Genomic DNA, 23,221 nt, shown 5'->3' on the forward strand with positions numbered 1-23,221 from the left:
AGGCAGGCTCCCGCCTCATCGCGAATCAGTGCACGACGTCGTCCACCGAGGGCGACTCGTTGCGGGACAGGTTGATGCCGAGGTTGGCCGCGGCGCGCTCGAGGTCCTCGTCGTCGGAGTCGCGCATCTCGATCGCGGCGCCGTCGCTCGACAGCACCTCGACGTTGAGGCAGAGCGACTGGAGCTCCTTGAGGAGCACCTTGAACGACTCGGGGATACCCGGCTCGGGGATGTTCTCCCCCTTGACGATGGCCTCGTACACCTTGACGCGGCCGACCACGTCGTCCGACTTGATCGTCAGGAGCTCCTGCAGGGTGTATGCGGCGCCGTACGCCTGCATCGCCCAGCACTCCATCTCGCCGAACCGCTGGCCACCGAACTGCGCCTTACCACCCAGCGGCTGCTGCGTGATCATCGAGTACGGACCGGTGGACCGGGCGTGGATCTTGTCGTCGACCAGGTGGTGCAGCTTCAGGATGTACATGTAGCCGACCGAGACCGGGTACGGGAACGGCTCGCCGGAGCGGCCGTCCAGCAGCGTGGCCTTGCCGTTCTGCTTGACCATGCGCTCGCCGTCGCGGTTCGGCTTGGTCGCGCCGAGCAGCCCGGTGAGCTCCTCTTCCTTGGCTCCGTCGAACACCGGGGTCGCGGTGTTCGTGCCGGGGTCGACGTCGTAGAGCTCCTCGTTGAGGTTCTTCGCCCAGTCCGGGTTGCCCTCGATCTTCCACCCCTGCGACGCCAGCCAGCCCAGGTGAAGCTCCAGGACCTGGCCGATGTTCATACGACGCGGGACACCGTGGGTGTTCAGGATGATGTCGACGGGCGTGCCGTCCTCCATGAACGGCATGTCCTCGGCGGGGAGGATCTTGCCGATGACACCCTTGTTCCCGTGGCGGCCGGCGAGCTTGTCACCCGGCTGGATCTTCCGCTTCTGGGCCACGTAGACGCGGACCAGTTCGTTGACGCCCGGGGGCAGCTCGTCGTCGTCTTCGCGCGAGAACACGCGGATGCCGATGACCTTGCCGGTCTCACCGTGCGGCACCTTCAGCGAGGTGTCGCGGACCTCACGGGCCTTCTCGCCGAAGATCGCGCGGAGCAGGCGCTCCTCCGGGGTCAGCTCGGTCTCGCCCTTGGGCGTGACCTTGCCGACCAGGATGTCGCCGTCGCGGACCTCGGCACCGATGCGGATGATGCCGCGCTCGTCGAGGTCGGCGAGGACCTCCTCGGAGACGTTCGGGATGTCCCGGGTGATCTCCTCGGCGCCCAGCTTGGTGTCGCGGGCGTCGATCTCGTGCTCCTCGATGTGGATCGACGTGAGCACGTCGTCCTGCACCAGGCGCTCGGAGAGGATGATCGCGTCCTCGTAGTTGTGGCCCTCCCACGGCATGACCGCGACGAGCAGGTTCTTGCCGAGCGCCATCTCACCGTTCTCGGTGGACGGGCCGTCGGCGATGACCTGACCCTGCTCGACCCGGTCGCCCTCGTTGACGATCGGGCGGTGGTTGAAGCAGGTGCCGTGGTTCGAGCGACGGAACTTGTACAGTCCGTAGCTCTTCCGCGTGCCGTCGTCGTGCATGACCGTGATCAGATCGGCCGAGAGCTCCTCGACGACACCGGACTGCTCGGCGACGAGCACGTCACCGGCGTCCACCGCGGCGCGCAGCTCCACACCGGTGCCGACGTACGGCGCCTGGTTGCGGAGCAGCGGCACGGCCTGACGCTGCATGTTCGCGCCCATCAGCGCGCGGTTCGCGTCGTCGTGCTCGAGGAACGGGATCATCGCCGTCGCGACCGAGACCATCTGCCGCGGCGAGACGTCCATGTAGTCCACGTCCAGCGGGTCGATCAGCTCGACCTCGCCGCCCTTCTTACGGACCAGGACGCGGTCTTCGACGAAGGTGCCGTCTTCCGAGATCGGCGCGTTCGCCTGCGCCTTCACGTAGCGGTCTTCCTCGTCCGCGGTGAGGTAGTCGACCTGGTCGGTGACGCGGCCCTCGACGACCTTGCGGTACGGGGTCTCGATGAAACCGAACGGGTTGACCCGCGCGTACGAGCAGAGCGAACCGATCAGGCCGATGTTCGGGCCTTCCGGCGTCTCGATCGGGCACATGCGGCCGTAGTGCGACGGGTGGACGTCACGGACCTCCATGCCGGCGCGCTCACGCGACAGACCACCCGGGCCGAGGGCGGACAGACGACGCTTGTGCGTCAGCCCCGACAGCGGGTTGTTCTGGTCCATGAACTGCGACAGCTGCGAAGTACCGAAGAACTCCTTGATCGCCGCCACGACGGGTCGGATGTTGATCAGGGTCTGCGGCGTGATCGCCTCGACGTCCTGGGTGGTCATCCGCTCGCGGACGACGCGCTCCATCCGGGACAGACCCACGCGGATCTGGTTCTGGATGAGCTCGCCGACGGTGCGGAGACGACGGTTGCCGAAGTGGTCGATGTCGTCGGTCTCGACCGGGATGACCTGGTCGCCGACGGTCGCCTTGTCCTCGCCCGCGTGCAGGCGGACCAGGTACTCGATCGTCGAGACGATGTCCTCTTCGGTCAGCGTCCCGGTGTCGTACGGCGTGGTCAGGCCGAGCTTCTTGTTCAGCTTGTACCGGCCGACCTTGGCCAGGTCGTAGCGCTTCGGCTTGAAGAACAGGTTCTCCAGCAGCGTCTGCGCGCTCTCCTTGGTGGGCGGTTCGCCCGGGCGCAGCTTGCGGTAGATGTCGAGGAGTGCCTCGTCGGTGCCGGCGGTGTGGTCCTTCTCGAGGGTGGCGAGCAGCGTCTCGGAGAAGGAGAAGCGCTCGCGGATCGCCTCGGTGGTCCAGCCGAGCGCCTTCAGCAGCACGGTGACCGGCTGGCGGCGCTTGCGGTCGATGCGGACGCCGACGGTGTCGCGCTTGTCGACGTCGAACTCCAGCCAGGCACCCCGGCTCGGGATGACGCGGACGTTGAAGACGTCCTTGTCGGTGGTCTTGTCGACGCTGGTGTCGAAGTACACACCCGGCGAACGGACCAGCTGGGACACGACGACACGCTCGGTGCCGTTGATGACGAAGGTGCCCTTGTCGGTCATCACCGGGAAGTCGCCCATGAAGACCGTCTGGCTCTTGATCTCGCCGGTGTTGTTGTTCACGAACTCGGCGGTCACGAACAGCGGGGCCGCGTACGTCATGTCCTTGTCCTTGCACTCCTCGACGGAGGCCTTGACCTCGTCGAAGCGCGGGTCGGAGAAGGACAGCGACATGGATCCGGAGAAGTCTTCGATCGGCGAGATCTCGTTGAGGACCTCTTCCAGGCCACCGACCGGGTTTTCTTCACCTTCTTCGACGCGGCGTTCGAACCACGCCTCGTCGCCGGTGAACCATTCAAAGGACCTGATCTGCACGTCGAGCAGGTTCGGGGTGCTGAGCGGCTCGCGAATCTTTGCGAAGGAGACCCGCTTGGGGGCTCCCGGGATTCCCGTGGACTCCGAGCGAGATACAGCCGAGGTGGTCGCAGCAGTGGCCTGGTTCGCGGGAGAGACTGCCAAGATGCGTCCTTCCGGGGACAATGAGCGGTGAGCAGCCGCGTCAGCAACAGCTGATGCGGTCTGTCAAGGGTGCCGTGTGCCCACTATCCTAACTACCGGCTCCGGGCAGCCTGAAAGAGGGCAGCGCAAAGAAGCAGTCTAGCCCGAACGTCGCGGTCTGTCCAGGGGGCGCTCCCGATGGGGCCCAGCCTGCATCGCAACGTCTTCAGGTATGCCTCTCCTCGGCCTCCCCGGACCGTCCCTCCCGCAAGGGCACCGCCGGTTCTCACCGTTGCCAGTAAGCGTGACCCCACAGGGGCTCTGAGTCAAGATGCCGCGCGGTGGTCCCGCCGGTTGGCGCAGCGTCGAAGTAGCTCCGGGCGGGACGCTTCACAGGACGATCATCCTGGTTACCGTCCGGTACGCGCAGGTGACGGCGACGGCGCGCCGACCTGCGTTTAGCGGGCTGATCGCGATCCGGCCGGCGGGGCTTCCCGGACGGTCACCGGGTCGGGCCAGGCAGGCGGCGGGGGTGCCCCGGACGGACTCGGGCCGTGTGACCGCTGTGACCGGTGGGCCGTCTGGTGCGGCGCACAGGCAGGGCGACGCACCTGCGTTCAGCGGGCTAATCGCGACGCGCGCCCGGCGGCCGGTGCCAGACTGGGCCGCGTGCGCGAAACGTGGGAGCAGGACGCCAGTGCCGAGGTGACGCCGACGATGCCCCCGGTCTTGTTGAAGCCGGAAGCCGAGCTGCGGCTGGCCGCGGAGCGGACCCCCCTCCTCGACGATGTCCGCGGATACGTCGCCGGGTTGGACGAGAACATGGAGCCGCGCGACGCGCTTACCCCTCGGTGGGCGGAGGCTTCCGGGCTGGTTCGGGTCGTCAAGGGCAAGCACGTGCCCTTGACGAGCCTCGACGACCCTCTCCGGCTCTGGGAGCGGCTGTTTTCGGCGATCGGTGAAGCCGGGCCGCCTGCCGCCGGCCAGCTGCTACCCCGAGCGGTCGCATCGATCTCACTCACGCTCTATCAGTCGGGTCAGGCCCAGGTGCCGGTCGAACTCCTTTTCGAAGCCGTCGAACTCGGGCAGGCACCAGACGAGTCGACGCGGTACGCGACGACCGTCGCGCTGGACCTGCTGGACCGGCTCGGCGCGATCGAGCAGGTCACCGCGGACCCGGCCGGGCTCGCGATGATCGCCGAGATCGCCGGCAAACCCGATCCGTTCCCGTTCCTCGTCAGCCTCACCCCGCTCGCCGTCTGGGCGATCAACAGGGAGCTCCGCGAGGCAGGAATGGACGCACCGGTCATCGGTGAAGCCTCGGGCGAGAGTCTCGGCGAGCTGAGCCTCCGCCTCATCGACTCCGCACCGGAGATCATCGACGCGGAGCTGAAGGCCTGGGTGCGGCACCGGTCACCCTCTGACGCGGCAGCGGAAGCGAGCGAGTTCCTCCGCGCGGCGCGGCTTCCCGAAGAACGACTGTTCGCCTTGATCGCGCTCGGAGAAACCGGCGAGATCGGCCTCGAGACCGTTGTGAGCGTCCGAGCCGAAGGCGGCCTGGTCGGCGCGGCCGCCGCGATGTGGCTGTCCGAACGTGGAGCGGTCGACCGGGAAACGATCACCCGCGACGAGGTGGTCCTCGGGATGGCCGACCATTTCGCGGCGATGCACGCGCTCGGCGCGTTCGTCCATCAACTCGCCGACATGGACGACGGCTTCGACGTAGTGGACCTGCTGACGTCCTCTCGCCATCCGGACAGACTCGAACTCCTGAACGTCGTCGGCGCGAACCATCCGGACCGGGACCTGGCCAAGAAGGCGCGGACGGCGAGCTTCAAGCTCCGGTCGAGCGGCGCGCAGACGCGTCACGCTTAGCCCGCTAAACGCAGGTCAGGGAGCGGGACGGCAGAAGCCGTGAAGGCCTCCTTGAGGGACTCTGGGTCCCTCAAGGAAGCCTTCACGGAACGGGCGCACGCGGCCGGACCCGGATCGCGTTTAGCGGGCTAAACGCGATCCCGGGGTTACTTGGAGGGGGCGGGCGAGGCGGGGGCCGAGGAAGCGGCCGGGTTGGGCGGAGCGGCGTAGGTGTTCATCGCCGTGATCTTCCACTTGTCGCCCTGCAGCTCCGCGTTCAAGTGCAGCTGCGCGCTCCCGGCGGTGGTCTTGTTCGTGTCGGCCCGCGTCGAGCTCTGGTCGACGAACACCATCACGTCGGCCCGGTCACCTTCCAGCCGGATGACGGCGCTGCGGGTGACCTTGCAGGTCACGACCATCTTCTGCTGCGGGGCCAGCCGCTTGACCTCGCCCATCAGCAGGTTGTACTTCGCCCGAACCTCGTCGTTGACCAGCAGGTCACCCGCCGCGGTCTCGGTCTTCGCGATGTTGTTGTAGTCGTACGAGAACAGCGCCTCGGTCGCTTTCGAGACCTGGTCCTTGACCTGCGCGGTCTTCGCGACGTCCAGCAGCGCGGTGTTGTTCGTCGAGCTGGACACCTCGTCGGCCTGGATCTTGAAGAGCACGGCGGTCGCGGCCAGCAGTAGTCCGACGACGACCAGCGCGCCCGCCAGGATCAGCTGCCTGGAGGCCGGCTTCTTCCCGGGCTCCGAAGATTCATCGGAAGCGACCTCGGCTTCGGCCTCTTCGAGGTCGTCCGGCTTGTCTTCGGCAGCCGCGCGGACCTTCGCACGCGGGCTCGGCTTCGCGACAACCTCGGCTCCGGAGACTTCGGAGTCTTCAGGAGCTTCGGGAGCCGCAGGCTCTTCAGGAGCCTCGACAGCGGCCACCTCAGGCTCAGGCTCAGCCGCCTCGACGACCTCGGGCTCCGGTTCGGGCGCAGGCGCGGGACGCGGAGCCGGCCGCGGCGACGGGCGGCGAACCGGCGTCGGCGTTTCGTCGGCCTTGACCTCTGAGACCTCTGCGGCAGGGACTTCCGGAGAGGCGGGAGCAGGAGACGCACCGGGCCGTCGCAGGCCGGCCACCCGGGGGCGGCGCACCGGCGGAGTGCTGCGAGGAGGCTGGCGACGGGAGGGGGGCACTACGTGGCTCCGTTCTAGGTGACGCTCTTACTGACCGGCCGCGACGAGGGGCACGTTGTCGATCCCGGACAGCTTCCACTCATCGCCGACCCTGGTCATCGAGACCTCCAGGCGCAGCGCCTTCGAGCTCGCCTTGTCGCCCTGGGTGACCTGCGTGGAGATGGCGGCGAGGAAGCTCGCCTTGCCCTCGTGGTCGTCGAGTTCCTCGACCGCGATGTCCTGGATGGTGGTCACGACCTTGGTCTTCGCGTCACCGAGCGCCTTGCGGTAGGTCGGCTCCAGCTGGGCCAGCTGCTGGCTCATCTTGTCGTCGGAGACGGCCTTCTGCCTGGCGAAGAACTCGTCGAGTTTCTCGAAGTCGACCTCGGTGTACGCCTTGATCGCGGTACCGCCCGCCTTGACCACGTCGTCCCGGGAGCGCGCCAGATCGGCGTTGTCGTCCGACGCTGCCACGGCCCACATGACACCGAAGATCGCCGCGGCGACGAAGGCGGCGAGCGCGAACGCCGCCGCCCCGAGGACCAGGGTCCGCGATCGAGAAGAACTCATGACACTCCAGGTTAGATATACGGTCTCGGCGTCAGCCGGGCAGGCCCAGCAGCGTGCCGAGGGTGGGCAGGCTGACCCCGGGGCTCTGCAGGACGCTCGGCATGCCCTGTGCCGCGCGCAGGCTGGCCAGTTCCTCGGCCGAGCGGTCGGCGTTCGCCGCGACGTCGCCCTCCGACGGGATCTGCGGGACCCCGTTGTACGGCGCGTTCTGCGAACCGCGCACGTTGATCGGGCTGCCCTTCGGCTCGGCACAGTACGCGTTGTCCTTGGGCGGACGCGGCGTCGTGTCGGTGCCTTCGCGGTACTTGTCGAGGCCGATGTAGCCCTTGGTGCACGACGGCGGGTTGAACAGGTTGAGCGCGAGCCCGAGGTGCGCGGTGCCGTCGTTGGCGACGGTGTTCGCACCGGCCGCGAGCATCGGGTACGTCACGAGGCCCTGTTCGAGCCCGTCGAGCCGCGTCACCAGCAGGTTCGACGTCGTGAGCAGGTTCGCCGTCAGCGCGCCCAGCCCCGGCCCGGATTCGGCGAGCACCGAGCTGATCTGGTTCGCCACCTGCGGGGTGATCCCGATCAGCTTCCGGATGTCGGCGTCGGAGTTCTTCAGGGTGCCGGAGAGCTTGTTGAGGTCCGCGCTGAACGACTTCATCGAGCTCGCCATGTCGTTCTGCGTTTCGAGGACCTGCCCGCCCTTTTCCAGCAGCTGGACGGTCTGCGGCAGGTAGTCCTGCGCGGTCGCGGTGAAGCTCCGCGCGGTGTCGAGCAGCCGCTGCAGGTCCGGGCCGGTGCCGTTGAAGGCGTTGTACGACTCGTCGACGACCTTGCGCAGCGAGTCGGTCGGCACCGAAGCCGCGAGACTGTCGAGGTCGCCGATGAGCTGCTCGGTGGGCACGGGCGTCTTGACCCTGTCGGCCGGGATGACCGAACCCGAGTTCAGGAACGGTCCCTTCTCGCTCTTGGGCTTCAGGTCGACGAACTGTTCGCCGACCGCCGACCGGTTCGCGACGACGGCGTCGAGATCCGCGGGCACCTGCGGGGCGTCCGGCGAGATGTTGAGGTCGGCCTCCAGCCCGGTCTTGGTCAGGCGCAGCTCTCCGACCCGGCCGATGTTGAAGCCCCGGTACGTGACCTCGGCGTTCTGGAAGATGCCGCCCGACTGCTTGAGCTGCAGTTTCACCGTGTAGCCCTCGTCGCCGAAGACCTGGCCGAGCCCGGCGAACCGGATCAGCGCGTACACGATGGCGACCACGGAGATGATCGCGAAGGCGACCAGCTGGATCTTCGTCCTACGGACCAGCATCAGCCGGCACCTCCCGACAGCACGCCGAAGATCCCGGCGGGTCCGGTCTGTCGCGGCTGTCCGCCGCCCTGCGGCGCGCTCGCCTGGCCTGCCTGGGTGCCGCCCACGCTGTTCGGGATCGGCAGCGGCGGGTTCTCGCCCGGTCCCTCGGTGCCCCCGGTCAGCCCCGGCACCGGGATGACGTCCTGGAGCGGGTTCTGACGGCTGCGGCCGAGGTTCTTGAGGATCTCGTTCAGGTTCAGGTCGATCTTCGCGAACAGGTTGAAGTAGTCGCCCTTGACGCCGTCGTAGGCGGCGTCGCTGAACGGGAAGGTCAGCAGGATCTCCAGCGCCTTCGGCAGATCCGAGCCCGCCTCGCCGAGCTTCTGCAGCGTCGGCTGCAGCGCCTTGAGGTCGGCGACGAGGTCTTCCTTGCTCTTGTTCACGGTGTCGACGGCGACCCCGGAGAGGTTGTTGAGCGCGTTCAGCATCGTCACCAGCTGGCCTCGCTGCTGCTCCAGCACGCCGAGGCCGGGGCCGAGGTTGTCGACCGCGCCGACCAGCTTGTCCTTCTGGCCGTTCAGGGTGAGCGAGAGCCGGTTCAGCCCGTCGAGCGCCCGCGTGATGTTCGCGGACTGCTTGTCCAGGTTCGTGACCAGCTCATTGGTGTTGTTCAGCAGCGCCTTGAGCTCCGGCGAGCGCCCGGTGGTGGCGTTGTTGAGTTCCTTGGTGATGGTGTTGAGCTGTTCGACCCCGCCGCCGTTGAGCAGCAGCGAGAGCGCGCCGAGCAGTTCTTCGACCTCGACGCTGCGGTTCGTACGGGCCAGCGGGATCACCGCGTTGTCGGCGAGCTTGCCCTGTCCGTCGGCGGGCGCCGCCAGCTCGACGTACTTCTCACCGAGGAGGCTCGACTGCTTGACGTTGGCGAGCGCGTTCGCCGGCAGCTTCACGTCGCCGTTGACCCGGAGGGTGACCTCGGCGTTCCAGCCGTCCGGGGTCAGCCCGATCGCTTCGACGCGGCCGATGGCGACCTCGTTGACCTTCACCCCGGCCTGCGGGGTCAGATCGAGGACGTCCCGGAACTGCACCTTGACCGTGTACGGGTGGTCGCCGAGTTCGGCGCCGCCGGGCAGCGGGACGTCGTAGATCCCGCTGAACCCGCAGCCGCTCAACGTCAGCGCCGCGACAGTCCCGGAGGCGATAAGAGCAAGTTTCTTCATCACTTGGCCGCCGTTCCATAGAGCTGCCCCGCGATCGGGAGCGGCAGCGGCGGCAGCTGACCCGCCTGCGAGGACTGGATCACCTGAGCGATGGACGGCAGCGGCACCAGCCCGTCGACCAGTCCGGCGACCCCCTTGCACGCGTCGCCCAGCGCGTCGAGCGCGTCCGGGGTCTGCTTGAGCAGGTTGCACACCATCACCAGCGGCGGCTGGGTGAGCTCGTTGAGGTTGGCCCGCGCGTCGAGCGTGCCCGACGAGGCGTTGTAGGTGTTGACCAGGTTCCCGAGGCCGACCGGGGCGACGTCGAGGATCTCGGCGAGCGCGCCGCGCTGGTCCACGAGCACCTTGGTCACACTGGCCAGCTTGTCCACATTGGACTTGAGCCGGTCGCGGTTCTTCTCGATGAACGCCTGCACCGCGGTGAGCGTGTCGGACAGCTGCTTCACCGTGGCGGAGAGGTTTTCCCGCTCCCCCGCGAGGAATCCGCTGACATCGGCGAGCTGACGTTCGAAGTCGCGGACCTGCTTGTCGCTGTTCACCAGCGTCTGCGAGAAGGAGCCGAGGTTCTCGACGGTCTTGAACAGGTCGTCCTTGTTGCCGGACAACGTGCCCGCGGCTTGGCCGAGTTTCGTGATCGTGTCGTGCAGCGCCTGCCCGTTGCCGTCGAAGTTCTTCGCGGCGGTGTCGAGCAGGTTCGACAGCGACCCGTTCTTGTTGGCGCCGTTGGGCCCGAGCGACTGGCTGACCCGCGAGAGGCTGGCGGCGAGCTCGTCGACTTCCAGCGGGACCTCGGTGCGGTCGAGCCCGATGACGGCGCCGTCGGCGATCCGCGGGCCGCCCTTGTAGGCCGGGGCGAGCTGCACGTAGCGGTCACTGACCAGCGACGGCGACACGATGATCGCCTTCGCGTCGGCGGGCACGGGCACCGAACGGTCGTACTCGAGTTCGACGCGGACCTGGTTGCCCATCGGCTGGATCTTGGTGACCGTGCCCATGTCCACGCCGAGCATGCGGACACTGTTGCCTTCGTAGAGGCCGACGGTGCCGGCGAAATACGCGGTCACGTGGTTGCGGCCGGCGTCCTTGAGCGTCCACCACAGCGCGCCGGCGACGACCAGCGCGAGCACGATCGCGATGGTGAAACCGCGGGCGAGGCCGGCTCCGAGACGGGTACTCATTTCTCGTAGCACCCCTTGTCGTTGATCGGCCCGAACGACGGCAGGACCAGTCCGCAGATGTAGTTGTCGAACCAGCGGCCGTTGCCGATCGTGTTCGTGAACACGCGGATGAACGGCGCGAAGCGCGCGATGCCCTGGCCGAGGGCGTCCTGGTTGCGCTGGAGCATCGAGGTCAGCTGGTCGAGCTGGGTGAGCACCGGGTCGAGCTGCGCGTCGTTGTCGTCGACCAGGCCCTTGAGCTGGGTGGCGAGATTGCGCGAACCGTCCAGCAACGCGGAGATCGCGTCCTTGCGCTTGGCCACCTCGCCGAGCAGCTTGTTGCCGTCGGCCAGGAGCTTCTGGAACTCGGCGTCACGGTCGACGAGCGTCTGCGAGACCTGCCGCGTGTTCGCGAGCAGGCTCGACAGCTGCGAGTCACGTTTGGCGATGGTGTCCGAAAGCCGGGAAAGGCCGTTCAGTGCGCCCTTCACGTCGGCTGGGGTGTCCGCGAAGGTCTCCGTGATGACGTCGAAGCTCTTCGCCAGCTGCGTCGTGTCGATGTCGTCGACGGTCTGCGAAAGCCCGCGGAAGGCGTCGAGGACGTCGAACGGCGACATCGTGCGCTCACGCGGGATCGTCGCGCTCGGGTCGAGCGTGCGCTGCCCCTGCGGGTCGAGCGCCAGGTACTTCTGGCCGAGCACGGTCTTGATCTTGATGGCGGCGCTGGTCTTGTCGCCCAGCCAGGCGTCCTTGACCTTGAAGGAGATCCGGACCTTGTCGCCGTCGAGCTTGATCTCGGAGACCTTGCCGACCTTCACGCCGGCGACCCGCACGTCGTTGTCCTCCTGCAGGCCCGAAGCCTCGCTGAAATCCGCGGAGTACGTCGTCCCGCCGCCGATGACCGGCAGGTCCTCGGAGTTGAGCGCGGCGAGGAAACCGAGCAGCAGCACCGAGATGCCGACCAGCGCGATCGGGATCGGATTGCGTTTCTGGAACGACTTCATGCCGTGCACCTCGCCCGGTTCACCGGCAGCAGCGGCAGGTTGATCGGTTCGTTGATCAGCGGAGGCAGGGCGACGGCTCCCGTCATCTCACAGGCGAAGAAGTTGAACCAGGAGCCGTAGTCGGCCGTGCGGGTCAGTGCCGTCACCTTCTGCGGCAGGAACTGGATGAAGTGCTCGACGATCGGCTGACTGTCGTTGAGGTTCTTCGTCAGCGTGCCGAGCGCGGCGATGTCCTGCTTGAGCGGCTCACGGGCCTCGCCGAGCAGACCGGACGTCGTCTGGGCGAGGGTGCCGAGCGAGTCGATGGCGTCGCCGATCGGCTCGCGGTCCGCGGCCAGCCCGGAGACCAGCTGCTGCAGTTTGACGATCAGGTCGTTCAGCTGCGGGGTGTGCGCGTTGACCGTGGTGAGCACCGAGTTCAGGTTGTCGATGACCTCGCCGATCACCTTGTCCTTGTCGGAGATCGTGGTGGCCAGCGACGCGGTGTGCTTCAACAGGCTTTCGACCGTGCCGCCCTCGCCCTGCAGGACCTGGATGACCTCGTAGGACAGCTTGTTGATGTCGTCCGGGTTGAGCGCGGTGAACAGCGGTTTGAACCCGTTGAACAACTGCGTCAGGTCGAGCGCGGGCGTGGTCCGCTCCAGCGGGATGTTCCCGCCGGGCTCCAGTGTCTTGCCGGAGCTGTCGGTGCCCTGCCCGAGCGAGAGGTAGCGCTGGCCGACCAGGTTCCGGAACTTGATCTGCGCGGTCACCCCGGCGGGCAGTTTGCGGCCAGCGTCCACTTCGAACTCGATCTCGGCCTGACGCCGGTCGACGATGCGGACCTCCTTCACCTGCCCGACCCGGACACCGGCGATGCGGACGTCGTCGTTGGGCAGCACGAGGGTCGCGTCGCTGAACCGTGCCTTGTAGGCGTTGGTGCTGGTGGTGTTCACGTTGGCGATGCTGATCCCGAGGATCGTCGTGAACAGCACGGTGACGACGATGAAGGCGCAGAGCTTGATCAGCGGAGCGAGTAGACCCCTCATTTGACGTGCACCTCCGCCCCGCGATAGAGCGGACCGACGAGCAGCGAGCCCCAGCCGGGCACGTCCGAGGCGGCCATGCCGACCTGCGGCGCGACCAGCCGTGCGAGGAAGTCCGATTCGGAAGCGCTGTAGGACGGGCTACCGCCGGGCGCTCCCCCGCCGTTGCCGTTGTAGCCGCCGTAGTTCGCGAAACCGTTCGACGGCGAGAGACCGTCGTTCGCCGAGCGCGCCGGCGCCTTGACCGTGCTGCCGTCCTTGATCGGGCCGTCCGGCGGGTACTGCGGGAACGGGTCCGGGAACTGCTTCAGGTCGTAGCAGCGCGGGCCGCGTTTGTCCTCGAACCGCGGCTCGTCCTTGCCGGGCAGGTACGGCCCTCGGTTGACGGTGACCTCGATGGTCGCGTGCAGACCGGGCCGGTCGGTGCCCTTGCCGAGGGCCTTGTCGATCTTCGGCAGGTTGTCCGCCATCTGCCCGATCACGCACGGGTATTCCGGCGCGTACTTCGCCAGCAGCTCCGCCGTCGGGCGGGCGGTGTCGGCGAGCCGGATCAGGTTGTCCGCGTTGTTCCGCAGGAACGTCTGCAGATCGACCGAAGCCTGGGTGACGTTGCCGTAGAGGTTCGCCAGGTTTATCTTCTGGTCCACCACGGTGCGGGTGGTGGTGCTCAGGTTGTCCAAGGTCTGCACCAGATCCGGGGCGACGGCGCCGAGGTTGTCCGAGAACTTCGCGAGTTCCTTGAGGTTCTGCTGGAGCTTGGGCTCGTGCGGGTTCAGTTCCCCGACGTAGCTGCCGAGCTGCGCGAGGGTGTCGCCGAGCTGGTCGCCGCGGCCGTTGAGCGCGGTCGAGATCGCCGAAAGCGTGCTCGACAGCTTCTGCGGCTGGACGGCCTGCAAGACCGGCATCAGATGGGCGAAGGCCTGTTCCAGCTCGACCGCGCCGGACGTACGGTCCTGGGTGATCACGTCGCCCTCGGCGATCGTCTTCTCCGAAGGCACGTCCGGGATCTCGAGGGAAACGAAACGCTCACCGAACAACGTCTTCGGCAGGAATCGCGCCGAAACGTTCTGCGGGATCAGTTTCGCCGACTCCGGATTCAGCGCGAGCGTGAGTTCGGCGCCGTCCGGGGTCGCGTTGATCTCCTTGACCGAGCCGACGATGAGCCCGCGGACCTTCACGTCGGACTGCTTCAGCAACTGGTTCCCGATGTTGCCCGACTGGAGCTTCACGCTGACGACGGGCGTGAACGCCCGTTGGTACAGCGCGATGCTCAGCGCCACTCCGCCGATGAGCACGGCGACCAGAAGCAGGCCCAACAGCCTGCGCCGCAGTGTTGTCACCAACCCATCCACCCCCGCATCATCCTGCGATCCTCACCGTGACGTCGGTTCCCCAGATCGCGAAACCGATGAAGAAGTTCATGATGGACACCGTGACGATGCTCAGCCGGACCGCCTTGCCGACCGCCACGCCGACACCGGCGGGGCCGCCGGAGGCCCGGTAACCGAAATAGCAATGGGACAGGATGATCAAGACGCTGAACAACAGCACCTTGATGAACGAATACAACACATCCTGTGGTGGTAGGAACAGGTCGAAGTAATGGTCGTAGGTACCCGCTGACTGGTTGTAGATGTAGATAACGACCAACCGCGACGCGAGATACGAACTCAGCAGGCCGATCACGTACAGCGGGATGACCGCGACGAAACCGGCGATGATCCGCGTGGTCACCAGGTACGGCAGGCTGGGCACGCCCATGACTTCGAGCGCGTCGATCTCCTCGGAGATCCGCATCGCGCCCAGCTGGGCGGTGAACCCGGCGCCGACCGTCGCCGAAAGCGCGAGACCGGCGACCAGCGGGGCGATCTCACGGGTGTTGAAGAACGCGGTCAGGAAGCCGGTGAAGGCCGACGTGCCGATCGAGTTCAGCGCCGAATAACCCTGAAGACCGACGAGGACACCGGTGAACAGCGTCAGGCCGACCATTACGCCGACCGTGCCGCCGATGACCGCGAGCGAGCCGGATCCGAAGCTCACCTCGGCCAGCAGCCGCAGAACTTCTTTCATGTAGCGGCGAAGCGTCCTCGGCGTCCACAGCAACGCACGGCCGTAGAACGACATCTGGTCACCGAGGTTGTCCAGAGTCTGCAAAGGACGGTTGGCGACCCGCTTGGCGCCCTGGAGGAAGGTCATGCGTCAGTCCAGCTTTCCGGGCACGATCTGCAGGTAGATCAGCGTGATCACGAAGTTCACCACGAACAGCATGAGGAACGTGATGACGACCGACTGGTTCACCGCGTCCCCGACGCCCTTCGGGCCGCCGGACGGGTTCAGTCCCCGGTAGGAGGCGACGACCGCGGCGATGAAGCCGAAGATCAGCGCCTTCAGCTCGCCGACCCAGAGGTCCGGCAGCTGGGCCAGCGCGGAGAAACTCGCCAGGTACGCACCCGGCGTCCCGCCCTGGAGGACGACGTTGAAGAAGTACCCGCCGAGCACGCCGATGACGCTGACCATGCCGTTCAGCAGGAGCGCCACCAGCATCATCGCGAGCACGCGCGGCACGATCAGGCGCTGCACCGCGGAGACGCCGAGCACCTCCATGGCGTCGATCTCTTCGCGGATCGTCCGCGCGCCGATGTCCGCGCAGACCGCGCTACCGCCGGCGCCCGCGACCAGCAGCGCCGTGACCAGCGGGCTGGCCTGCTGCACGGTGGCGAGCACCGACCCGGCGCCCGTGTAGGACTGGGCGCCGAGCTGGCGGGCGAGCGAACCGAACTGCAGTGAGATGACCGCGCCGAACGGGATCGCGACGAGCGCCGTCGGCAGGATCGTGACGCTCGCGATGAACCAGGCCTGCTGGATGAACTCCCGCAGCTGGAACGGGCGCTGGAAAATGCCACGAACGATGTCGAGGCCGAGAGCGAACAGGTTCCCGGTCTCGCGCAACATGCCGATCCCGGGAATCTTCGCCGATGAAGCGGAAGAGCTCACGCGCCACCTGACCCCGGATCTTGTGGCCGCAAGCGGTGGTTGCCCGCTCTCCCGGGATGCGGGATGTGGGCGACCTGGTCGTCGGGCAACTGGCCCTGGTGGTGGTTCGGGATCGAGGTCTCGGCCGGCGCGGACCGGTGGCCGGCGGTCGCGAGCCGCTGCGGGCGGACACCGTAGCGCTGCTGCTCCTCCGGGGAGAGCGACTCGATGATGCTCTGCTGCGCCTCGGCCGGGAGACCGTGCAGGATCTGCATGACGCGGTCCTTGCGGCGGACCGCGCCCATCCGGGTCGGCACGCCGGGCGTCGGCTGCATCTGCGGCGGCACCCCGCTGACGTCCTCGACACCACCCGCGTGGTGACCGGCCTCGAACATCGCGCGCTCCGCGGCGAGCTGGGCCGAGTCCTTCTCCTCGCTCATGCCGATGGGGCCGTCCATCTTGCCGTTGAGGAACTGCTTGACGACCGGTTCCTCGCTGGTCAGCAGCACCTCGCGCGGGCCGAACATGACCAGTTCCTTGCGGAAGAGCATGCCGAGGTTGTCCGGGACGGTGCGGGCGAGGTTGATGTTGTGCGTGACGATCAGGAACGTCGCGTCGATCTGCGCGTTGACGTCCAGGAAGAGCTGCGAGATGTAGGTGGTGCGGACCGGGTCGAGACCGGAGTCCGGCTCGTCGACCAGGATGATCTGCGGGTCCAGCACCAGGGCGCGGGCGAGCCCGGCGCGTTTGCGCATACCACCGGAGATCTCGCCGGGCAGCTTCTTGTCGGCGCCGTTGAGACCGGTCATCTCGAGCTTCTCGAGCACGATCCGGCGGACCTCGGTCTCCGACTTCTTCGTGTGCTCGCGCAGGGGGAACGCCACGTTGTCGTAGAGGTTCATCGAGCCGAAGAGCGCGCCGTCCTGGAAGAGGACGCCGAAGAGCTTGCGCACCTCGTAGAGCTGGTGTTCGGAGCACGTCACGATGTCGACGCCGTTGATCATGCACCGGCCACGGTCCGGCTTGAGCAGACCGATCATCGACTTCAAGAAGACGGACTTACCGGTTCCGGACGGGCCGAGCATCGCCGAAACCTCGCCCGGAGGCAGGGTCAGCGTGACGTCCCGCCAGATGGCCTGCTTACCGAAGGACTTGGAAAGACCTTCGATGACCACCTCGGCACCCATCGCACCTCCAGGAGCTGTTCCGCGTCGTCGCGCACTGCCGTCCCGTGCCACTGGCCCGGGAGGACGCATGCGTTCGCGCAGCGATCCCCGCGTCAACCAGGTGCAACGAGCTGAGTGCGAACAGGTTACTCACGAGTTTTCTTTTCTGGCCAGACCCGCGGGTAACTTTTCGCGCAGCCCGCCGCCTGCCCACGCACCGCTTGCAGCACCGTAGTGCACGTCACTCCGGTGCGCAGATCCACAGCGGGAGGTGCCCGGCCCGGATCGCGATTAGGGGGCTAAACGCAGGTCAGCGCCCCTGTCGCCGTCCGCACCGCGCGGATCGCGTTTAGCGGGCTAAACGCGATCCGGTGCCCAGATGCTTAGCGTGGCTACGCGTCGCGATCAGGGGGCTAAACGCAGGTCGGTGGCCGGAGACAGCGAAGGGGCGGGCATCCGTGTGGATGCCCGCCCCTTCGACGGTGCTGCGGTAGGCGCTGACGCGCCCGGGATCACTTGATGGTGATCTTGGCGCCCGCGGCCTCGAGCTTCTCCTTGGCGGCCTCGGCGGCCTCCTTGTCGACCTTCTCCAGGAGGGCCTTGGGAGCGGCCTCGACCAGCTCCTTGGCCTCCTTCAGGCCCAGACCGGAGACGACCTCACGGACGACCTTGATGACCTGGATCTTCTTGTCACCGGCGGACTCGAGGACGACGTCGAACTCGTCCTGCTCCTCGGCGGCCGCGGCGGGGGCGGCACCCGGGGCGGCGGCGACGACGGCAGCCGGGGCGGCCGCGGTCACGTCGAAGGTGGTCTCGAATTCCTTCACGAACTCGGACAGCTCAAGAAGGGTGAGCTCCTTGAAGGCGTCGATCAGCTCGGCGGTGCTCAGCTTCGCCATGGTGGCTTTCCTCTCTGAAACGAACTAAAAGTTCGGGGTGGGGGTGTTCAGCTCTCGGCGGGTGCTTCGGCTGCTTCGGTACCGGCGTTGCGCTGCTTCTCCTCCAGCGCGGCAGCCAGGCGGGCGACCTGGGACGCCGGCGCCTGGAACAGCGCGGCGGCCTGGGACAGCTTCGCCTTGAACGCGCCCGCCGCCTTGGCGAGCAGGACCTCACGGCTGTCGAGATCGGCGATCTTGGTGATCTCGTCCACGGACAGCGTCTTGCCGTCCATGTAGCCGCCCTTGATCACAAGCGCGTTGTTGTCCTTCGCGAAGTCGCGAAGCGCCTTCGCGGCGTCAACAGCTTCACCTTCGACGAAGGCGATCGCGGTCGGGCCGACGAACAGGTCCTCGAGACCCTCGATTCCGGCGTCCGTGGCGGCACGCTTGACGAGGGTGTTCTTCGCGACCCGGTACTTGGCATTGGTGCCGAGAGCGCGGCGCAGCTGGGACAGCTGGGACACGGAGAGGCCGGTGTACTGGGTAACGACTGTGGCCGAGCTGCTGCGGAAGCTCTCCGCGATCTCGGCGACGGCCGCCTCCTTGTCGGGCTTCGCCATGGTCGCCTCCTCTCTTGGCTAGTGGTCCACTGGCCTTGAGAGCCCTGAAACGACGAAACGCCCCAGCGCAGACAGGCGCGGGGCGTCAGGGCACACGACGACATGCGTCGTGGACGAGCCTCGTTCCTCCTGCGCGGGTCGCCCGCCCTAGCGGGGCCTTCGTTCTCCAGGCCAGATGACCGGGAGAAGACCAGCGGTCTTCGGTAGAACCTTGACAAGAATACGTGACCCTGATTTGCCTCCGGCGGCACCCCCTGCCAAATCGCGTTCAGCGGGCTAAACGCGACCGGCGGAGTGCGCGGAACGGCTCGCGAGGCATCATGGTGACGTGGCGGAGCAGCGTGATGACGGAAAGCCGGACAACGAGCCCGGCACGGACATCGAGCCCAAGGCGGGAGGTCAGCCCGCGCCCCGGCTGGATGAGGAGCAACTGCGCCAGTTCCAGCAGTTTCAGCAGTTCCAGGACTATCTGAAGTTCACCGAGGCGCAGCAGCAGGGTCTCGTGCCGACACAGCCCGCGCAGCCCATGACCCAGCACTACGGAGGACAGCCTCCGGCGCCTCCGGGCCCGCCGCATGGCGAGCTCGTGCATGCCCCTCGGCCACGCGTGCCGCGCTGGCTGCGGCGACTGGGCGGAAAGCTGCTCGCCTGGGTCATCGTGATCGTGCTGATCTGCGTCGGCGCCACCATCGTCTACCGGCAGTTCTTCCCCAGCGACGCCGGGCAGAACACGGCGACATTCGTCCAAGGCGGCGGTGGCAAGCACCGCACGAACCAGGTGCTTTCGACCAACCCATGGGAGGCCGTGCGGGCCATCTACGACACGATCGGCAAGCCGTACCCGCCTGCCACCCGCGTCGAAAAGGTCTGCCTGTCGATGAGTGAACAGGCGCAGGCCCAATTCGCCCGCGACCTCGGCTATCCGGACTGCGCGACCGCCGTCCCGGCCTTGAACGCGAAGGTCACCGACATCACGCCGTACATCTACGCCGTACGCCCGATGTCGAGCGTGGTCCCGCGGCAGAATCTGACGATCCACTCGTGCTGGTACACCATCCGCGGTGGCCCCCAGCTGGGCAGCTTCACCCTGCAGGAAGTCGAGATGGGCCAATGGTTGATCACCGGGCACTCGAACTCCCCCGACCCGTGCCCCGCCCCGCCCACCGGCAACTGACCTCGCGTCTTCACCCTCAGATCGCGTTTAGCCTGCTAAAGGCGACGTGCGCCCCGGATCGCGATTAGGGAGCTAAACGCAGGTCGGCCGCCAGATCGCGATTAGGGGGCTAAACGCAGGTCAGAGGTCGTGCGAAGTCAGGAAGCCGGTCAGGGCGGAGCCGAAGGCGGGGTGCATGACGGCGGCCATGTGGTCGCCGGGGACGCGGACGAGGCGGGCGCCGGCGATGGCGGCGGCCAGGCGTTCGGGTTCCGCGGCCAGCGGGTCGGTGTCCCCGGCGAGGATCAGGGTCGGCACCGCGATCGCCGTCAGGTCCAGTTTCGGATTCGCCGTCCCGCGCGCGACGGCCGCCAGCGCGATCCGGTCCGCCCGCAGGGCGTCGGCCAACAGACGAAACGGCGCCGAAGACGGCGGAAGCGTCGAAGGGTCCGAAGCGAGCAGCGCCTCGCTGATCGCCTCCGGCGTGACGACACGGGTGTCCACGCCGCCGAAGTCGACGATCCCCGAGCCGACCCCGCCGATCGCGAGACACCGGATCCGCGGGTCGGCGGCCACCGCGCCGAGCGCGATCATCGCGCCCATCGAGTAGCCGACCATCGACACCTCGTCGAGGTTCAGCGCGTCGAGCAGCGCCGAAACGTCGCGGACCATCGCGTCGTCGCCGTAGCTCGCCTCGTCGTGCGGTTTCGCCGATCGTCCGTGGCCGCGCGCGTCCAGGCTGATCACGGTCAACCCCGCGTCCTGGAGCGTGTCGACGACACCCGGCGCGATCCAGTTGGCGTTCGTGTCCGCGGCGAAGCCGTGTTGCAGCAGCACCGGACGCCCTCGGCCTTCCCAAACGGTGTAGCTCAGCTGAAGCCCGTCGAACGACGCGAAGGTAGGCATGCCCTCAAGCAAACACGAAAAAGGGGCGGCCCCGCCGTAGCGGGACCGCCCCCTTGTCAGTGATGTCTAACTCAGACTCACGCGTCCTCGGAGAGGAGGTTGCGGGTGCGGGCCGGGTCGACCGGGACACCCGGGCCCATCGTCGTGGAGATCGTGACCTTCTTCAGGTAGCGACCCTTCGCCGACGACGGCTTGGCGCGGAGGATCTCGTCCAGCGCGGCCGCGTAGTTCTCCACCAGCTTCTCGGTGTCGAACGAGGCCTTGCCGATGACGAAGTGCAGGTTGGCCTGCTTGTCCACGCGGAAGTTGATCTTACCGCCCTTGATGTCCGTCACGGCCTTCGCGACCGCGGGGGTCACGGTGCCGGTCTTCGGGTTCGGCATCAGGCCACGCGGGCCGAGGATGCGGGCGATACGGCCGACCTTCGCCATCTGGTCCGGCGTCGCGATCGCGGCGTCGAACTCGAGCCAGCCACCCTGGATGCGCTCGATCAGTTCGTCGGTGCCGACCACGTCCGCGCCGGCGGCCTCGGCCTCGGCGGCCTTGTCACCAACGGCGAAAACAATGACGCGGGCGGTCTTACCGGTGCCGTGCGGCAGGTTCACGGTGCCGCGGACCATCTGGTCGGCCTTGCGAGGGTCGACACCGAGGCGCATGGCGACCTCGACGGTGGCGTCCATCTTCGCGGAGGAAGTCTCCTTGGCCAGCTTCGCGGCCTCGAGCGGGGCGTAGAGCCGCTCGCGGTCCACCAGCTCAAGAGCCTTGCGGTAGGCCTTGCTGTGCTTGGGCATTGCTTCTGTCCTTAACTCTTCAACGGATCAGTGTGGTGTTGGAGCCAGCACTCGGCTCTCCCACGGTGGTGCTGGGTGGAACTCAGTCGACGACCGTGATGCCCATCGAGCGGGCGGTGCCGGCGATGATCTTCGCGGCCTGGTCGATGTCGTGCGCGTTCAGGTCGGATTCCTTGGTCTTCGCGATGTCGCGGACCTGGTCCCAGGTGACCTTGGCGACCTTGGTCTTGTGCGGCTCGCCGGAACCCTTCTCCACGCCCGCGGCCTTCAGCAGCAGCTTCGCGGCCGGCGGCGTCTTGAGCTTGAAGTCGAACGAACGGTCTTCGTACACGGAGATCTCGACCGGGACGACGTCCCCGCGCTGCGACTCGGTCGCGGCGTTGTAGGCCTTGCAGAACTCCATGATGTTGACGCCGTGCTGACCCAGCGCGGGGCCGACCGGCGGCGCGGGGTTGGCCGCACCCGCCTTGATCTGCAGCTTGATGATCGCCGCAAGCTTCTTCTTCTTGGGTGGCATTTCGTTTGTTCCTTCTTACTGACTTGAGTCCCCCGCACACCTGCCAGTACGCGGGGACTGCCGGCCGTCTGGCGGCCGTCAGATCTTGGAGACCTGGTTGAACGACAGCTCGACCGGGGTCTCCCGGCCGAAGATCGACACCAGGACCTTCAGCTTCTGTCCGTCCACGTTGACCTCGGAGATCGTCGCGGGCAGCGTCGCGAACGGGCCGTCCATGACGGTGACCGACTCGCCGACCTCGAAGTCCACCTCGACCGCGGGGCCGCCCAGCTGCGACTCGGAAGCGGCGGCCTCGCCCTTGCCGGATTTGGCGGGGGCGGCCGTCTCGACCTTGGGCGCGAGGAATTTGAGCACCTCGTCCACGGTCAGCGGCGACGGACGTGACGTGGCACCGACGAACCCGGTGACACCCGGCGTATTGCGCACCGCGCTCCACGAGGCGTCGTTCAGGTCCATGCGGACCAGGATGTAGCCGGGCAGCACCTTGCGCTGCACCTGCTTGCGCTGGCCGTTCTTGATCTCGGTGACCTCTTCGGTCGGGACCTCGATCTGGAAGATGTAGTCCTCGACGTCCAGCGTCTGGGTGCGGGTCTCGAGGTTGGTCTTCACCTTGTTCTCGTAACCCGCGTACGAGTGCACGACGTACCACTCACCGGGAGCGGCGTTGAGTTCCGCGCGCATCTTCGCGACCGGGTCGACGTCCTCGTCGGCTTCGGCGGCGGTGTCGTCGGCTTCGTCGGATGCCTCTTCGGCCTCCGCGACATCTCCGGCTTCGTCGACCTCGTCGCCTGCGGCGGGCACCTCGACGGAGTCCAGGTGCTCGGACTGCTCGTCACCGAGTGCCGCGTGCACCTGCTCGTCGGAAAGCTCGGTCAGCTCATGACCGGCTGCTGTGCCGTTGTCGGAGGTCACGTTCCGTCCTCTCAGTTGATCGGTTGCCGTGGCGCAGGCCACCGTGCGGTGCTCTCAGGCACCGCGGCCGGCTGCCTCAGCTGCCGAAGACGGCACCGACGACCTCTTTGAAGGCCAGGTCGAGGCCGCTCACCAGCGCCACCATGAACACCACGAAGACCAGCACCACCGCGGTGTAGGTGACCATCTGCTTGCGGTTCGGCCAGATGACCTTGCGCAGCTCGGCCCAGACCTCACGGATGAAGCGCATGAGCCGGGCGAAGATCGACGCCTGCTTCGGCTTGCGGTCGCGCTTCGGAGTCGCCGTGCCTTTGGCGTCCTTGGACTTCTCGGTCTTGTCCCCGGCCTTCGCCTTGCCGGCGGGGCGGGTCTTGTCGTCCGACTTGGCGTCGGCCTTACCGGACGGGCGCGCGGACGCACGGCGCTCACGCCGGGCAGCGGCGGTCACCGGGCGGGACTGTTCGTCGGGCTTCCGCCCGGCGCCGTCCTGCGCCTTCTCACCGCTGGCGTCGCTGTCGCTCACGACCACTCCTC

Annotated in this window: 21 protein-coding genes; 2 read left to right on the forward strand and 19 right to left on the reverse strand. The window is 67.3% G+C overall.

The genetic code is table 11. From position 1 onward, the window contains the following. Nucleotides 1-25 precede the first annotated feature (25 nt). The gene (rpoB, locus tag BLW75_RS20605) at nucleotides 26-3,526 is read right to left on the reverse strand and encodes a DNA-directed RNA polymerase subunit beta (RefSeq protein WP_034304215.1); all 3,501 of its coding nucleotides are present in this window, start codon (nucleotides 3,524-3,526) and stop codon (nucleotides 26-28) included. 648 nt (nucleotides 3,527-4,174) lie between these two features. Here rpoB and BLW75_RS20610 point away from each other — a divergent pair. Further along, entirely contained in the window at nucleotides 4,175-5,380 is a 1,206-nt protein-coding gene (locus BLW75_RS20610) for a hypothetical protein (protein WP_241783199.1), read from the forward strand. Nucleotides 5,381-5,526: 146 nt separating this feature from the next. Here BLW75_RS20610 and BLW75_RS20615 read toward each other — a convergent pair whose 3' ends face one another. From BLW75_RS20615 to rplJ, 13 genes are all read right to left on the reverse strand, one after another. Next, complete coding sequence (locus tag BLW75_RS20615) at nucleotides 5,527-6,483, reverse strand: hypothetical protein (protein ID WP_034304213.1); 957 nt, start codon at nucleotides 6,481-6,483, stop codon at nucleotides 5,527-5,529. 84 nt (nucleotides 6,484-6,567) lie between these two features. Next, nucleotides 6,568-7,089: a hypothetical protein gene (locus BLW75_RS20620; RefSeq protein WP_034304211.1), complete on the reverse strand. Its 522-nt coding sequence runs from the start codon at nucleotides 7,087-7,089 to the stop codon at nucleotides 6,568-6,570. A 31-nt stretch (nucleotides 7,090-7,120) separates the two neighbouring features. Next, the gene (locus BLW75_RS20625; RefSeq protein ID WP_034304209.1) at nucleotides 7,121-8,386 is read right to left on the reverse strand and encodes an MCE family protein; all 1,266 of its coding nucleotides are present in this window, start codon (nucleotides 8,384-8,386) and stop codon (nucleotides 7,121-7,123) included. Next, nucleotides 8,386-9,585: an MCE family protein gene (locus BLW75_RS20630; protein WP_034304206.1), complete on the reverse strand. Its 1,200-nt coding sequence runs from the start codon at nucleotides 9,583-9,585 to the stop codon at nucleotides 8,386-8,388. The genes BLW75_RS20625 and BLW75_RS20630 overlap by 1 nt, the downstream gene beginning before the upstream one ends. Further along, nucleotides 9,585-10,763: an MCE family protein gene (locus BLW75_RS20635; RefSeq protein WP_034304204.1), complete on the reverse strand. Its 1,179-nt coding sequence runs from the start codon at nucleotides 10,761-10,763 to the stop codon at nucleotides 9,585-9,587. Before BLW75_RS20635 ends, BLW75_RS20630 begins: the two co-directional genes overlap by 1 nt. Beyond that, the gene (locus BLW75_RS20640) at nucleotides 10,760-11,746 is read right to left on the reverse strand and encodes an MCE family protein (protein ID WP_034304202.1); all 987 of its coding nucleotides are present in this window, start codon (nucleotides 11,744-11,746) and stop codon (nucleotides 10,760-10,762) included. Before BLW75_RS20640 ends, BLW75_RS20635 begins: the two co-directional genes overlap by 4 nt. Next, entirely contained in the window at nucleotides 11,743-12,774 is a 1,032-nt protein-coding gene (locus BLW75_RS20645) for an MCE family protein (protein WP_034304200.1), read from the reverse strand. The genes BLW75_RS20640 and BLW75_RS20645 overlap by 4 nt, the downstream gene beginning before the upstream one ends. Further along, nucleotides 12,771-14,111: an MCE family protein gene (locus BLW75_RS20650; RefSeq protein WP_034304997.1), complete on the reverse strand. Its 1,341-nt coding sequence runs from the start codon at nucleotides 14,109-14,111 to the stop codon at nucleotides 12,771-12,773. Before BLW75_RS20650 ends, BLW75_RS20645 begins: the two co-directional genes overlap by 4 nt. 19 nt (nucleotides 14,112-14,130) lie before the next feature. Continuing rightward, nucleotides 14,131-14,967 (reverse strand): MlaE family ABC transporter permease, encoded by an 837-nt coding sequence (locus tag BLW75_RS20655; RefSeq protein ID WP_016331063.1) that lies wholly within the window; start codon nucleotides 14,965-14,967, stop codon nucleotides 14,131-14,133. Between the two features lie 3 nt (nucleotides 14,968-14,970). Then, nucleotides 14,971-15,723, reverse strand: coding sequence for an MlaE family ABC transporter permease (locus BLW75_RS20660; protein ID WP_020633292.1), 753 nt, complete (start codon nucleotides 15,721-15,723; stop codon nucleotides 14,971-14,973). Nucleotides 15,724-15,761: 38 nt separating this feature from the next. After that, on the reverse strand, nucleotides 15,762-16,931 hold the full coding sequence (locus tag BLW75_RS20665) for an ABC transporter ATP-binding protein (RefSeq protein ID WP_034304196.1): 1,170 nt from the start codon (nucleotides 16,929-16,931) through the stop codon (nucleotides 15,762-15,764). Nucleotides 16,932-17,422: 491 nt separating this feature from the next. Continuing rightward, nucleotides 17,423-17,809 (reverse strand): 50S ribosomal protein L7/L12, encoded by a 387-nt coding sequence (gene rplL, locus BLW75_RS20670; RefSeq protein WP_034304194.1) that lies wholly within the window; start codon nucleotides 17,807-17,809, stop codon nucleotides 17,423-17,425. Nucleotides 17,810-17,856: 47 nt separating this feature from the next. Further along, complete coding sequence (gene rplJ / locus BLW75_RS20675; protein WP_034304192.1) at nucleotides 17,857-18,408, reverse strand: 50S ribosomal protein L10; 552 nt, start codon at nucleotides 18,406-18,408, stop codon at nucleotides 17,857-17,859. Between the two features lie 328 nt (nucleotides 18,409-18,736). Here rplJ and BLW75_RS20680 point away from each other — a divergent pair, with 328 nt between their 5' ends. Next, a complete protein-coding gene (locus BLW75_RS20680; protein ID WP_034304188.1) occupies nucleotides 18,737-19,582 on the forward strand; it encodes a hypothetical protein in 846 nt (281 codons plus the stop codon). A 120-nt stretch (nucleotides 19,583-19,702) separates the two neighbouring features. On the opposite strand, the gene BLW75_RS20685 is transcribed toward BLW75_RS20680, so the two are convergent. The 5 genes from BLW75_RS20685 to secE all read right to left on the reverse strand — a co-directional run bounded on the left by BLW75_RS20685 (nucleotide 19,703) and on the right by secE (nucleotide 23,216). Then, on the reverse strand, nucleotides 19,703-20,467 hold the full coding sequence (locus tag BLW75_RS20685) for an alpha/beta fold hydrolase (protein WP_034304186.1): 765 nt from the start codon (nucleotides 20,465-20,467) through the stop codon (nucleotides 19,703-19,705). 77 nt (nucleotides 20,468-20,544) lie between these two features. Further along, nucleotides 20,545-21,258 (reverse strand): 50S ribosomal protein L1, encoded by a 714-nt coding sequence (gene rplA, locus BLW75_RS20690; RefSeq protein ID WP_007031003.1) that lies wholly within the window; start codon nucleotides 21,256-21,258, stop codon nucleotides 20,545-20,547. Nucleotides 21,259-21,340: 82 nt separating this feature from the next. Then, complete coding sequence (gene rplK / locus BLW75_RS20695) at nucleotides 21,341-21,775, reverse strand: 50S ribosomal protein L11 (RefSeq protein ID WP_020633284.1); 435 nt, start codon at nucleotides 21,773-21,775, stop codon at nucleotides 21,341-21,343. 78 nt (nucleotides 21,776-21,853) lie between these two features. Continuing rightward, nucleotides 21,854-22,687, reverse strand: coding sequence for a transcription termination/antitermination protein NusG (gene nusG, locus BLW75_RS20700; protein ID WP_034304182.1), 834 nt, complete (start codon nucleotides 22,685-22,687; stop codon nucleotides 21,854-21,856). Between the two features lie 76 nt (nucleotides 22,688-22,763). Further along, the gene (gene secE / locus BLW75_RS20705) at nucleotides 22,764-23,216 is read right to left on the reverse strand and encodes a preprotein translocase subunit SecE (RefSeq protein WP_034304181.1); all 453 of its coding nucleotides are present in this window, start codon (nucleotides 23,214-23,216) and stop codon (nucleotides 22,764-22,766) included. Between the last annotated feature and the right edge of the window lie 5 nt (nucleotides 23,217-23,221).

It is taken from the genome of Amycolatopsis lurida (genome assembly GCF_900105055.1).
GTDB classification, from domain to species: domain Bacteria; phylum Actinomycetota; class Actinomycetes; order Mycobacteriales; family Pseudonocardiaceae; genus Amycolatopsis; species Amycolatopsis lurida.